General features: G+C 72.7%; 12 protein-coding genes. 6 read left to right on the forward strand and 6 right to left on the reverse strand.

Annotated features, from left to right (window positions below; translation table 11 throughout):
- The first annotated feature begins 1 nt into the window (after window position 1).
- Window positions 2–1,108: an NAD(P)H-dependent flavin oxidoreductase gene (locus FHX46_RS10430; RefSeq protein ID WP_167112841.1), complete on the forward strand. Its 1,107-nt coding sequence runs from the start codon at window positions 2–4 to the stop codon at window positions 1,106–1,108.
- 74 nt (window positions 1,109–1,182) lie between these two features.
- Here the strand turns inward: FHX46_RS10430 and FHX46_RS10435 are convergent, their stop codons facing one another.
- The 3 genes from FHX46_RS10435 to FHX46_RS10445 are packed head-to-tail and all read right to left on the reverse strand — an operon-like array spanning window position 1,183 to window position 4,131.
- A complete protein-coding gene (locus FHX46_RS10435; RefSeq protein WP_208401073.1) occupies window positions 1,183–2,406 on the reverse strand; it encodes an APC family permease in 1,224 nt (407 codons plus the stop codon).
- Between the two features lie 50 nt (window positions 2,407–2,456).
- A complete protein-coding gene (locus FHX46_RS10440; RefSeq protein WP_167112845.1) occupies window positions 2,457–3,710 on the reverse strand; it encodes an RNA polymerase sigma factor in 1,254 nt (417 codons plus the stop codon).
- 1 nt (window position 3,711) lies between these two features.
- Window positions 3,712–4,131 carry a YciI family protein gene (locus FHX46_RS10445; protein ID WP_167112847.1) on the reverse strand — a complete coding sequence of 140 codons (420 nt, stop codon included), beginning with the start codon at window positions 4,129–4,131 and terminating at the stop codon, window positions 3,712–3,714.
- Between the two features lie 133 nt (window positions 4,132–4,264).
- Here FHX46_RS10445 and FHX46_RS10450 point away from each other — a divergent pair, with 133 nt between their 5' ends.
- The 3 genes from FHX46_RS10450 (at window position 4,265) to FHX46_RS10460 (ending at window position 7,015) form a co-directional block, all read left to right on the forward strand.
- Window positions 4,265–4,780: a hypothetical protein gene (locus FHX46_RS10450; RefSeq protein ID WP_167112849.1), complete on the forward strand. Its 516-nt coding sequence runs from the start codon at window positions 4,265–4,267 to the stop codon at window positions 4,778–4,780.
- A 17-nt stretch (window positions 4,781–4,797) separates the two neighbouring features.
- Window positions 4,798–5,235 (forward strand): SRPBCC family protein, encoded by a 438-nt coding sequence (locus FHX46_RS10455; protein WP_167112851.1) that lies wholly within the window; start codon window positions 4,798–4,800, stop codon window positions 5,233–5,235.
- A gap of 118 nt (window positions 5,236–5,353) precedes the next feature.
- On the forward strand, window positions 5,354–7,015 hold the full coding sequence (locus FHX46_RS10460; RefSeq protein ID WP_167112853.1) for a fumarate hydratase: 1,662 nt from the start codon (window positions 5,354–5,356) through the stop codon (window positions 7,013–7,015).
- A gap of 248 nt (window positions 7,016–7,263) precedes the next feature.
- Here the strand turns inward: FHX46_RS10460 and FHX46_RS10465 are convergent, their stop codons facing one another.
- The 3 genes from FHX46_RS10465 to FHX46_RS10475 all read right to left on the reverse strand — a co-directional run bounded on the left by FHX46_RS10465 (window position 7,264) and on the right by FHX46_RS10475 (window position 10,438).
- Entirely contained in the window at window positions 7,264–8,289 is a 1,026-nt protein-coding gene (locus FHX46_RS10465) for a sigma-70 family RNA polymerase sigma factor (protein ID WP_167112854.1), read from the reverse strand.
- Between the two features lie 242 nt (window positions 8,290–8,531).
- Window positions 8,532–8,957: a D-aminoacyl-tRNA deacylase gene (gene dtd / locus FHX46_RS10470; RefSeq protein ID WP_167112856.1), complete on the reverse strand. Its 426-nt coding sequence runs from the start codon at window positions 8,955–8,957 to the stop codon at window positions 8,532–8,534.
- On the reverse strand, window positions 8,954–10,438 hold the full coding sequence (locus FHX46_RS10475; protein ID WP_167112858.1) for a DUF7782 domain-containing protein: 1,485 nt from the start codon (window positions 10,436–10,438) through the stop codon (window positions 8,954–8,956). Before FHX46_RS10475 ends, dtd begins: the two co-directional genes overlap by 4 nt.
- Window positions 10,439–10,488: 50 nt before the next feature.
- Between FHX46_RS10475 and FHX46_RS10480 the strand changes: the two genes are divergently transcribed.
- Window positions 10,489–11,772 carry an amidohydrolase gene (locus FHX46_RS10480; protein ID WP_167112860.1) on the forward strand — a complete coding sequence of 428 codons (1,284 nt, stop codon included), beginning with the start codon at window positions 10,489–10,491 and terminating at the stop codon, window positions 11,770–11,772.
- On the forward strand, window positions 11,769–12,323 hold the full coding sequence (locus FHX46_RS10485; protein ID WP_167112862.1) for a DinB family protein: 555 nt from the start codon (window positions 11,769–11,771) through the stop codon (window positions 12,321–12,323). Before FHX46_RS10480 ends, FHX46_RS10485 begins: the two co-directional genes overlap by 4 nt.
- Window positions 12,324–12,332: the final 9 nt, after the last annotated feature.

Below are 12,332 nucleotides of genomic sequence, written 5' to 3' on the forward strand. Positions count from 1 at the left end.
TATGCGCACCCCGTTGTGCGAGAGGTTCGGCATCCGGTACCCGATCATCGGGTTCACCCCGTCCGAGCACGTGGCCGCCGCGATCAGCAAGGCCGGCGGCCTCGGCGTGCTCGGCTGCGTGCGCTTCAACGACGCGGACGAGCTCGACCGGGTGCTGGACTGGATGGACGCCAACACCGACGGCCGGCCCTACGGGGTGGACGTCGTCATGCCCGCGAAGATCCCCGCCGAGGGCGCCGCGGTCGACCTCGCCAGGCTGATCCCGGACGAGCACCGCGCGTTCGTCGAGCGGACCCTGCGCGAGCTGGGGGTGCCGGCCCTGCCGGAGGACACCGAGGAGCGCGCTGGCGTGCTCGGCTGGCTGCATTCGGTGGCCCGCTCGCACGTCGAGGTCGCGCTCCGGCACCCGATCAAGCTGATCGCCAACGCGCTCGGTTCCCCGCCGGCCGACGTAATCGAGCAGGCCCACGCGCACGGGGTGCCGGTCGCGGCGCTGGCCGGGAAGGCCGGGCACGCGGTGCGGCACGTGGACAACGGCGTGGACTTCGTGGTGGCGCAGGGCTACGAGGCCGGCGGGCACACCGGCGAGATCGGGTCGATGGTGCTGCTGCCGGAGATCGTCGACGCGGTCGGCGACCGGGTACCGGTGCTCGCGGCGGGCGGCATCGGCTCGGGGCGGCAGGTGGCGGCGGCACTGGCGCTCGGCGCGTCGGGCGCGTGGACCGGGTCGATCTGGCTCGCCACCGAGGAGTACCTGCGGACCATGCCCGAGTCGGCGGCCATGCAGACCGCGCTGGTCGGGGCGACCTCGTCGGACACCGTGCGGACGCGCATCTACACCGGCAAGCCCGCGCGACTGCTCAAGACGCGCTGGACGGAGGCGTGGGCGGCGCCGGACGCACCCGAACCGCTGCCGATGCCGCTGCAGAACCTGCTGGTCAGCCCCGCGCACAACCGCATCCACGCCGCAGGCGACCCGACGGTGGTGTCGATGCCGGCCGGCCAGATCATTGGCCGGATCGACCGGGTGCGCCCGGTGGCCGAGATCGTCGCCGACCTGGTCAGCGGCTACGCGGAAACCCTCACCCGCCTCGACCGGACCCGGTGACCCGCACCCACCCCCAGCGCCGTGTTCGCCGCCCGGCGCGCTGTGTTTGCCGCTGCGGGCGGTGAGTTGGCCGGTCAGCGCCCGGTGCGGTGGCGCGAGGTGACGAACCACGCCACCACACCGACCGCCAGCACCACGACGCCGCTGATCACCGACGCGACCGGCAGGCTGAACGCGAGCACCACGCACCCGGCCAGGCCCACCGCCGGCACCACCCGCCGCTTGCGCAGCGTCCACGCGCTCGCGTTCGCGATGGCGTAGTAGGTCAGCACCGCGAACGAGGAGAACCCGATCGCGCCGCGCAGGTCGGTCACCAGCACCAGCGCGGCCACCACCACGCCGATCGTCACCTCCGCCCGGTGCGGCACGGCGAAGCGCGGGTGCACGGCCGCCAGGGGAGCGGGCAGGTGCCCGTCCCGGGCCATCGCGAACGTCGTCCGGGACACGCCGAGCACCAGCGCCAGCAGCGAGCCCAGCGCGGCCAGCGCCGCCCCGGCCCGGACCACCGGCGTCAGGGCCGCCCACGACGTGCCCGCGAGCGCGGCCGCGATCGGGTCCGGAGTGGACGCCAGGCGCGCCGGTCCGAGTTGCCGCAGCAGGAAAACGGCCACCACCGCGTACACGACGAGCGTGATGCCGAGCGCGATCGGGACGGCCCGCGGGATGGTGCGTGCCGGGTCCCGCACCTCTTCGCCGAGCGTGGCGATGCGGGCGTACCCGGCGAACGCGAAGAACAGCAGTCCGGCGGACTGGAGCACCCCGCCGGCGGGCGCCGCCGGGGTCAGTGGCGCCGCCGCGGGGGCACCGGCGACCGCCATCGCCAGCACCGACCCGGCCAGCACGACGAGCGTGATCGTCACGATGACCTTGGTGACCGTCACCGACCGCTGCACTCCGCGGTAGTTGAGCGCGGTCAGCGCCAGGACGGCGGCTGCCGCGATCAGCGACTGCGCCGGCCGCCCCGCGCCGGGTGCGACGTAGGACGCGACCGTCAGGGCCATCGCCGCACAGCTCGCCGTCTTGCCGACGACGAAACCCCATCCGGCGAGGTAGCCCCAGAACGCGCCGAGCCGTTCCCGCCCGTAGACGTAGGTCCCGCCGGACGTGGGGTACCGCGCGGCCAGCCGGGCCGAGGAGGTGGCGTTGCAGTAGGCGACCACCGCGGCCAGCGCGAGCCCGAGAAGCAAGCCGGTGCCCGCGGCGCGCGCGGCCGGCGCGAAGGCCGCGAACACCCCGGCCCCGATCATCGAGCCGAGCCCGATCACCACCGCATCGCCGGTGCCGAGGCGTCGCTCCAGTCGTGTCACGGGGCGACCGTAACCGACCGGCGCCCCACGGGGCCGGTTCGTCACCGGATGTTCGGCGGCCGTTCGAGCCCGGCCAGCTTGCGCCGCAGCACCTCCCGTTCCCGGTCGTTGCCGCACAGCTCCACGGCTCGCGCCAGCTCGGCTCGCGCCTCCCCGGGCCGGCCCAGCCGGGTGAGCAGCTCCCCGCGCACCGTCGGCAGCAGGTGCGATCCGCGCAGCGCGCCCGCTGCCGCCAGCGAGTCCACGATCGGCAGTGCCGCCGCCGGCCCGCGCGCCATCGACACCGCCACCGCGCGGTTGACCTCCACCACCGGTGACGGCGCGAGCCGCCCGAGCGCCTCGTACAGGAGCACCACCCGCTCCCAGTTCGTCTCGGCGACCGACGGCGCGACCGCGTGGCACTCGGCGATCGCCGCCTGCAGGCCGTACGCCCCCAGCCCGCGGCCCGCCGCCCCGGCCCGGGCCAGTGCCGCCCGGCCGCGCTGGATCGCCGAGCGGTCCCAGCGGCGGCGGTCCTGGTCCTCCAGCAGCACCGGCTCGCCGTCCGGTCCGGTGCGCGCCGGGAACCGCGCCGCGGTCAGCTCCAGCAACGCCAGCAACCCGTGCACCTCGGGCTCGCCGGGCACCAGGCGCGACAGCACGCGGGCGAGGCGCTGGGCCTCTCCGGCGAGGTCGAACCGGATCAGGTCGCTGCCCGAGCTGGCCGACGAGCCCTCGGTGAAGATCAGGTAGATCACGTTGAGCACCGAGCCGAGCCGCTCGGCCCGTTCCTGCGGCGGCGGGACCTCGAACGGCACCTGCGCCGCGGCGAGGGCCTTCTTCGCCCGGGTGATCCGGGCCTGCACGGTGGCGGTCGGCGTCAGGACCGCCCGCGCGATCTCGTCGCTGGTCAGCCCGCCCACCACGCGCAGGGTCAGCGTCAGCCGGGCCTCCCGCGACAGCACCGGGTGGCACGCGACGAACATCAGCGCGAGCACGTCGTCGTCGATCTGGTCCGGGTCCCAGTCGCCGGTGACGGCGTCCTCCCGCAGGTCGTTCGCGAGGACGGCGTACTTGGCGTCCAGCGCGGCGCGGCGGCGGAACACGTCCACGGCGCGGCGCCGGCCCACGGTGTGCAGCCACCCGGCGGGATTGCGGGGGACGCCTTCCCGCGGCCAGGTCACGAGTGCCTCGGCCAGCGCCTCCTGCGCGAGGTCCTCGGCCAGCGCGAAATCGCCGGTGTAGCGCGCGAGCGCACCGACGATCCGCGCCGACTCGATCCGCCAGATGGCGGCCACCGCATCCCGCTCGGTCATCTCAGAGCTGGCCGGTCGCCTCGCGCCACGCACGCTCCTTCTGGATCCACTCGTTGTCCTGCGGGAACTCGTCGATCGTGGTCACGCGCCGGATCTCGGTCTTGAAGCCCTTGCCCTTGATCGGCGAGCGCTTGGCCCATTCGATCGCTTCCTCCTTCGAGGCCACGTTGAGGATGTAGAAGCCGCCGAACAGCTCCTTCGTCTCCCCGTACGGGCCGTCCGTCACCACCGGCGGCTCGGTGGAGAAGTCGACCACCACGCCCTCGTTCGCGTCGTCGAGCCCTTCGGCGGCCACCAGCACCCCGGCCCGGATCAGCTCCTGGTTGTACCGGCCGGTGAGCTCGAGCATCTCGGTGAAGTCGACGTTGCCCAGGTTCGCGAACGCCTCGTCGGTGGCCCGCCAGATGAGCATGAACTTCATGGTGGTTCTCCCTCGATGTCCGGGTTCGGTCGAACCCTCTCACCCCTGAGTCGAACGGGGAAAGGACCGGATCGACATCGCCCGCGGAAATTTTCGTGCAACCGGACCGCCGGGTCGTTCCGTCTGGGCAGGCATGAGGTGGCGCGCGACGACGTGCGGGCTTGGGCTGGTCCTCCTGGTGGCCGCGGCCTGCGGCGGGCAGACCGGCACCGGCGGCCCGGCCGGCAGCCCGCCCGGTGGCGGGGCCACATCCACCGCGCCGGTGGCGCCGTCCGCACCGGCCACCCGCGTGCCACCGGCGCTGCCCGGCGGCCCGCGCGAGATGCAACCACCCGCCGGGGTCACCCCGGTGCCGGCCGGCCGGGTGGACGCTTCGGCGCTGCCCGCGGACTTCCCCCGCGAGGTGTACGTCAGCGCCGACGGCAGGCAGCTGTTCGTCCGCGCCGAGGAGGGCGGGTGCGGGCGTGCCGCCGCGGAGCTGACCGGGCAGGACGCGCAGCGGGTGGTGGTCACCCTGGTGGAGAGCAAGAGCAACCTGGCCGGCCAGATGTGCACGATGGACCTGCGGTACCCGGTGGTCTCGGTGACCCTGTCCGCTCCGCTGAACGAGCGGACCGTCGTGCTCAAGAGCGCCAAGCGAGGTTACTGACCGGTAGGATGCGCGGCATGACGCAACGCCAGGTCGCGGCCACCCGCACGGTCGCGGCGCCCCCGGAGAAGATCTTCGAGCTGCTCACCGACCCGTCGAAGCACCCGCTGATCGACGGATCCGGCACGGTGCTCGCAGCGCGGCACGACGGGCCGGAGCGGCTCACGCTCGGCTCCCGGTTCGGCATGGACATGAAGATGGGCGCGAGCTACCGCATCCGGAACACGGTCGTCGAGTTCGAGGAGAACCGGCTGATCGCCTGGCGGCACTTCAACGGGCACCGCTGGCGGTGGCGGCTCGACCCCCGTCCGGACGGGGCCACCGACGTCACCGAGACCTTCGACTGGTCCACGGCGCGCCTTCCGCTGCTGATCGACCTCAGCTTCTTCCCGCGCAAGAACCGGCAGGCGATCGAGAAGACCCTGGACCGGCTGGTGCGGATGTTCGAGGCCTGAGCGCGGGGGTGTGGCCTACTTCGCGGCCCGCGGTGCGTAGCGCGCACCACACCAGAGCGTGGGGGAGCACGCGCAGGCGGTAACGTCAAGGGCCCGAATTGCCTGCGAGGGAGCCCGAGTGACCACCACCACCTTCCAGTACACCGACGTGCTGCCGCTGGGTCCGGACCACGAGACCGAATACCGGCTCGTGACGGCCGAGGGCGTCCGGGTAGTCGAGGCCGCCGGTCGGAAGTTCCTGGAAGTCGACCCCGGCGCGCTGACGAAGCTCGCCCGGACCGCGATCACCGACATCCAGCACCTGCTGCGCTCGTCGCACCTGGCGCAGCTGCGGGCGATCGTCGACGACCCCGAAGCCAGCGGCAACGACCGCTTCGTCGCGATGGACCTGCTGCGCAACGCGGCCATCTCGGCCGGCGGGGTGCTGCCGATGTGCCAGGACACCGGCACGGCGATCGTCATCGGCAAGCGCAGCCAGGGGGTGCTCACCGGCGGCAACGACGAGCAGGCCCTGGCGCGCGGCATCTTCGACGCCTACCAGGAGCTGAACCTGCGCTACTCGCAGATGGCGCCGGTCTCCTTCTGGGAGGAGAAGAACACCGGGACGAACCTGCCCGCGCAGATCGAGCTGTACCACAAGGACGGCGCGGGCGACCCGAGCTACGAGTTCCTGTTCATGGCCAAAGGCGGCGGCTCGGCCAACAAGACCTTCCTCTACCAGGAGACCAAGGCCGTCCTGAACCCCAAGCGGCTGGCGAAGTTCCTGGACGAGAAGCTGCGCAGCCTCGGGACCGCGGCCTGCCCGCCGTACCACCTGGCGATCGTGGTCGGCGGCATGTCGGCCGAGTACAACCTCAAGGTCGCCAAGCTCGCCTCGGCCCGCTATCTGGACAACCTGCCGCGCGAGGGCTCGCCACTGGGCCACGGCTTCCGGGACACCGACCTGGAGCAGCAGGTGCTGGAAATGACCCGGCAGTTCGGCATCGGCGCCCAGTTCGGCGGCAAGTACTTCTGCCACGACGTGCGGGTCATCCGGCTGCCCCGGCACGGCGCATCCTGCCCGGTCGGCATCGCGGTGTCCTGCTCCGCCGACCGGCAGGCCAAGGCGAAGATCACCGCGGACGGCGTGTTCATCGAGCAGCTCGAACGCGACCCGGCGCGTTTCCTGCCGGACGTCACCACCGAGGACCTGTCCGACGAGGTGGTGCAGGTCGACCTGAACCGCCCGATGGACGAGATCCGCGCGCAGCTGTCGTCGCTGCCGGTCAAGACCCGGCTGTCGCTGACCGGTCCGCTCGTGGTGGCGCGGGACATCGCGCACGCGAAGATCGCGGAGCGTCTGGAGGCAGGCGAGGAGATGCCGCAGTACCTGCGCGACCACCCGGTCTACTACGCCGGCCCGGCGAAGACTCCGGACGGGTACGCGTCCGGCTCGTTCGGCCCGACCACCGCGGGCCGCATGGATTCCTACGTGGAGCAGTTCCAGGCGGCCGGCGGGTCGATGGTCATGCTCGCCAAGGGCAACCGGTCCAAGCAGGTCACCGCCTCCTGCCAGCGGCACGGCGGGTTCTACCTGGGTTCGATCGGCGGCCCGGCGGCGCGGCTGGCGCAGGACTGCATCAAGAAGGTCGAGGTGCTGGAGTACCCGGAGCTGGGCATGGAAGCCGTGTGGAAGATCGAGGTCGAGGACTTCCCGGCGTTCATCGTCATCGACGACAAGGGCAACGACTTCTTCGCCGAGACGTCGGAGCCCGTGCTGCAGATCAGCTTCCGCTCCTAGCGCCGGTGTGCCCCGGAAAAGTCGGAAGGCCGGGCCCACCCCGACGGACCCGACCTTCCGGGGCAAGCGGCCGGGAGCGCAGGGCACCCCGCCGCGAAGTTCTACCGAACACAGGACGTGGCGAAGCCGCGACACGTTGCTTCCACGGTGACGTGACCTGTGTCATAGGTCAACGCTGCCGATCGGGTAGTCCGTGGAGCACCGGGACCACGCCGCGTGGCGGAGTGGCCCCGGTGTACCGGGCACGGTCAGCTGGCGTAGGCGCGCAGCCGCTCGGCGCGCTCGCCCTGGCGCAGCTTCGACATGACCTCGCGCTCGATCTGGCGGACCCGCTCGCGGGACAACCCGAAGTGCTTGCCGATCTGGTCGAGGGTGCGCGGCTGGCCGTCGTCGAGGCCGTAGCGCATCCGGATCACCTGCTGCTCCCGCTCGTCGAGGGTGGCCAGCACCCGGCGCAGGTCGTCCTGCAGCAGGCCGGAGATGACGGCGCTCTCGGCGTCGGTGGCCTCGGAGTCCTCGATGAAGTCGCCCAGCGGGGCGTCCTCGTCGGTGCCGACCGGCATGTCCAGGCTCACCGGGTCACGCGCGTGGTCGAGCAGGTCGGCCACCTTGTCCACCGGGATCCCGGACTCGGCGGCCAGCTCCTCGTTGGTGGCCTCCCGGCCGAGCTGCTGGTGCAGGTCGCGCTTGATCCGGGCCAGCTTGTTGACCTGCTCCACCAGGTGCACCGGCAGCCGGATGGTGCGGCCCTGGTCGGCCATCCCGCGGGTGATGGCCTGGCGGATCCACCACGTCGCGTAGGTCGAGAACTTGAACCCCTTGGAGTAGTCGAACTTCTCCACCGCGCGGATCAGACCCAGGTTCCCCTCCTGGATCAGGTCGAGCAGCGGCATCCCCCGGCCGGTGTAGCGCTTGGCCAGCGACACGACCAGTCGCAGGTTGGCCTCCAGCAGGTGGTTCTTCGCCTGGTGGCCGTCGCGCACCAGCGCCTCGAGCTCCTTGCGGCGCTGCGCGCTCAGCTTCGGCGCGGTGTCGAGCATGTGCTGCGCGAACACCCCCGCCTCGATGCGCTTGGCGAGCTCGACCTCGTCGGCGGCCGACAGCAGCGCGGTCTTGCCGATCCCGTTGAGGTACACCCGCACGAGGTCCGCGGCCGGGCCCTGGGCGTCGAGATCCGCGTCGAGGTTCGGCGAAGGGCGTACGCTGGACTCGACGGGCTCGATTTCGGGCTCGGGGACCTCACGAGTCGGGCGCTCGAGAGTTTGTACTGACATGTTCTGCCTCCCCGGTCACGGGCGGACACGTTCGGTGCGTCACACCGGCTCCTGCGCCGCGTGGGTGAATCCTGTGGAGTGCTCCACCCCCGCGTGCCCAGCTCGTCGGCTGGACATTGGTTCCAACGCCGGTCGTTGCCGAAACGTTCCCGCCTCCTCCACTTCGAAGACGGCGGGACACCGGGCCGGGTTGCTCGACCAAAGCTGAGGTTTTGCTGAGAGACCCGTTGGCGGGCAGTGGTTCAGACCTCTACGAGCACCGTGAACGGCCCGTCGTTCACGCTGTGCACCGCCATCATCGCGCCGAATTTCCCCGTGGCGACACGGGCTCCGCGCTCCCGTAGCTCCGCGACGACGCGGTCGAACAGGGCCAGCGCGGCCTCCGGGCGGGCCGCTTGCGTCCACGATGGACGGCGTCCCTTGCGGGTGTCGCCGTAGAGCGTGAATTGGCTCACCACGAGCAGCGGGGCCCCGGCCGTGGCACAGGACTGCTCGTCCCGCAGGATGCGCAGCTCGTGCAGCTTGCGTGCCATCGTGACCGCTTTGTCTGTGCTGTCCGAAACGTGCACCCCGAGCAGGACCAGCAGACCGGGCTCCCCGATGGCGCCGACGACCTCGCCCTCGACCGTGACTCGCGCCTCCGTCACGCGGGCCGCGACCGCCCTCACACCGCCTCCAGGAACCCGTGCCGCACCAGCTCCCGCACCAGCGGCAGCGCCGCGCCGGCCAGCTCGTCCTCGTCCAGGCCGTGACCGGCGGCGAGCAAGGACAACAGGTCCGACAGCGGCAGCGCGCCGCGGCAGCCGGCCAGCAGCGCCGCCACCGGCTCGTCGACCTCGTGCTGCCAGCCCGGCCCGTCGGAGCGGTGCAGCCGCAGCACCGTGGTGTCCCAGCCCTCGTCACCGGGCGCCGACACCCGCTCCAGCAGCACCGTGTCCGGCACCCGGAACCGCGATTCGAGCAGGTCGTGCCCGTGTTCGCGCAGCCAGCTGACCCGGTCCAGCCAGGCGCCCGCCTCCGGCCCCAGCGGGTCGTCGTAGGCCTGCCGCAGGTCCTCGCACACCACGGTGGGGTGTGCCGCGTCCGTGCGGCGCAGGGTCACGAACCCGAACCCGACACCACGCACGTCGTGCTCCGCGAACCAGTCGAGCCAGTCCGCCGCCTTCGCCCGGCCGCGATCGGAGCGGGGATCGATGCCCGCGTCCCGCAGCCAGGTGCCCACGTACAGACCCGGATCGGCGACATCGCGCTGCACGAACCACGCGTCGGTGCCCGGCGGGAGCCACCGGCTCACCCGATCGGCCCAGTCCTCGCCCTCGACGTGCAGCCAGGAGGCGAGCAGCTGCCCGGTGCCACCCTCGGTCAGGAACCCGGGCAGCTGGCGGACGACCAGCGCGCTCGCGTCGTCACCGCCCAGACCGGAGTCGCGGTAGGTGTAGTCGACCCGCGGCGGTCCCACCACGAACGGCGGATTGCACACGATCTGGTCGAACCGGCGGCGCGCCACCGGGGCGAACCACTCGCCCCGCACCAGCTCCACGTCCAGCTCGTTGAGCCGGAACGTCGCGTCCGCCAGCGCCAGCGCGCGCTCCGACACGTCGGTGGCGGTGACCCGCCGGGCGTGCCGCGTCGCGTGCAGCGCCTGCACCCCGTTGCCGGTGCCCAGGTCCAGCAGGGTGTCCACCGGGCGGCGCGTGGTGGCGCGGATCAAGCTCAGCGACGCGTGCCCGACGCCGAGCACGTGGTCGGCAGGCACCTCCCCGCCCAGCGCGTCCGAGTCCAGGTCCGACAGCACCCACCAGGACCCCTGCTCGTCGCCGTGCGGGCGCACGTCGAGGCCGGCGCGCAGGCGCTCCGCGCTGCCCCGGAGCAGTCCGGCGGCGATGGCCTCGTCGAGCGGGACCGGCGCCAGCGCCGCACGCACCGCCGCTTCCGGCTCCGCCGAGCCCAGCAGGAACAGCCGGATGAGCGTGCCGAGCTCACCGGCGTCCCCGCTGGCGCGGAAGGCGAGCTCGGGCTCGCCGCGGCCCAGCGCCGCGTGCGCCGCACCGCCGAGGGCACCGACCACGCCGTCGGCGTCGTAACCGCTGCGGTGGAACGCTTCGCGCAGCCGGGCCAGGAAGTCGTGGGAGAACCGCGGAATGCTCACGGTGGGTGATCCTCCCACGCGGGCCGTCCCGGCTGTGCTGTGATGGCCGGATGACGACCACGGACCGCGCAGGTCTGCTCGCGGGGCTCGACGAGCTCCTGCCGGGCCTGGAGGAGCTGTACGTCGACCTGCACCGCCACCCGGAGCTGTCTTTCGCCGAGCACCGCACCGCCGGCAAGCTCGCGTCCCGGCTGCGCGACGCCGGGTACGAGGTGCACACCGGCATCGGCGGCACGGGGGTGGCCGGGGTGCTGCGCAACGGCGAGGGCCCGGTGGTGATGCTGCGCGCGGACATCGACGCGCTGCCGGTTGCCGAGAAGACCGGTCTGCCCTACGCCAGCGAGGTGCGTGCGCCGGGACCCGGCGGGGACGAGGTCCCGGTCATGCACGCGTGCGGTCACGACATGCACGCGACCTGGCTGGACGGCGCGGCACGGCTGCTCGCCGCGGGCCGGGACGGCTGGCGGGGCACGCTCGTCGTGGTGTACCAGCCGGGCGAGGAGGCGGGCGAGGGCGCCGCGGCGATGGTGCGCGACGGGCTGTTCGACCGGACCGGCACCCCTGCGGTGGTGCTCGGGCAGCACGTCGTGCCCGGCCCCGCCGGCTGGGTGCTGACCCGGCCGGGAGTGCTGATGGCGGCGACCGATTCGCTGCGGATCGTGCTGCACGGCCGCGGCGGGCACGGGTCGCGCCCGGAAACCACGGTCGACCCGGCGGTGCTGGCCGCGTCGGTCGTGATGCGGCTGCAGACGGTCGTGTCGCGCGAGATCGCGGCGACCGAGCAGGCCGTGGTGACCGTCGGGTCGATCCGCGTCGGCAGCGCGCCCAACATCATCGCTGACGAGGCGGTGCTGGAGGTCAACGTCCGCACCTTCGACGGGCAGGTCCGCAGCCGGGTGCTCGCCGCGGTCGAGCGCATCGTGCAGGGTGAGGCAGCGGCGGCGGGCGCGCCCCGGCCGCCGGAGATCACGCCCATCGCGACCTTCCCGGTCACCACCAACGACGAGGGCGCGAACCGCACCCTGACCGAGGCGTTCACCGCCCACTTCGGCGCCGACCGCACCATCGAGGCGCCCCTGGTCACCGGCAGCGAGGACTTCGGCGAGTTCGGCCGGGCCGCCGGGGTGCCCTCGGTGTTCTGGCTGGTCGGCGGGCTGGACGCGGACCTCGTGCTCAAGGCGATGGGCGAGGGCCGGTTCGAGCAGGACGTGCCGTCCAACCACTCGCCGCGGTTCGCGCCCGTCCTGCACCCGACGCTGCGAACCGGCGTGGAGACGCTGGTCGTCGCCGCGCTCACGTTTTTGTCGGTGGGTGCTGGCAGGCTCGGGGCATGACCGCAGGCTCCCCGATCCCCGCCGCCAACTTCGCCCAGTTGTGGGCCGACGACACCCGCCCGCCCCTGCCCAGGACCGGTGACGAGCGGGAGATCCTCACCGCCTACCTCGACTGGCACCGGCAGACGTTCGAACTCAAGTGCGCCGGCGTGCCGCCGGACCGGCTGTCCGAGAAGCTGATCCCGCCCTCCGGCCTGACCCTGCACGGTCTGCTGCGCCACCTCGCCGGCGTCGAGCGCTGGTGGTTCCGCATCCAGTTCCGCGGTGAGGACGTCCCGCTCCTCTACTACTCCGACGACGATCCGGAGCAGGACTTCGAGCGCCTGGAGGGCGATCCGGCGCAGGCGCTCGCGGTGTGGCGCGCCGAGTGCGAGCAGTCCCGGCGGATCGTCGCCGACGCGCCGTCGCTGGACGTCACGGGCGTGCACGCGGCTTCCGGTGAGCCGATCTCGTTGCGCCGGATCGTCGTGCACGTGCTCGCGGAGTACGCGCGGCACAACGGTCACGCCGACCTGCTGCGCGAGCGGATCGACGGCAGCACCGGCTACTGAGGAGGAGGG

Source organism: Amycolatopsis viridis, from assembly GCF_011758765.1.
GTDB lineage: Bacteria > Actinomycetota > Actinomycetes > Mycobacteriales > Pseudonocardiaceae > Amycolatopsis_E > Amycolatopsis_E viridis.

Excerpts from the sequence above, each read along its gene's own strand:
- FHX46_RS10430 (WP_167112841.1), top strand. The coding sequence starts at position 2 with ATGCGCACCCCGTTGTGCGAGAGGTTCGGCATCCGGTACCCGATCATC.
- FHX46_RS10440 (WP_167112845.1), bottom strand. The coding sequence starts at position 3,710 with ATGACCGAGCGGGATGCGGTGGCCGCCATCTGGCGGATCGAGTCGGCG.
- FHX46_RS10445 (WP_167112847.1), bottom strand. The coding sequence starts at position 4,131 with ATGAAGTTCATGCTCATCTGGCGGGCCACCGACGAGGCGTTCGCGAAC.
- FHX46_RS10450 (WP_167112849.1), top strand. The coding sequence starts at position 4,265 with ATGAGGTGGCGCGCGACGACGTGCGGGCTTGGGCTGGTCCTCCTGGTG.
- FHX46_RS10455 (WP_167112851.1), top strand. The coding sequence starts at position 4,798 with ATGACGCAACGCCAGGTCGCGGCCACCCGCACGGTCGCGGCGCCCCCG.
- FHX46_RS10465 (WP_167112854.1), bottom strand. The coding sequence starts at position 8,289 with ATGTCAGTACAAACTCTCGAGCGCCCGACTCGTGAGGTCCCCGAGCCC.
- FHX46_RS10480 (WP_167112860.1), top strand. The coding sequence starts at position 10,489 with ATGACGACCACGGACCGCGCAGGTCTGCTCGCGGGGCTCGACGAGCTC.
- FHX46_RS10485 (WP_167112862.1), top strand. The coding sequence starts at position 11,769 with ATGACCGCAGGCTCCCCGATCCCCGCCGCCAACTTCGCCCAGTTGTGG.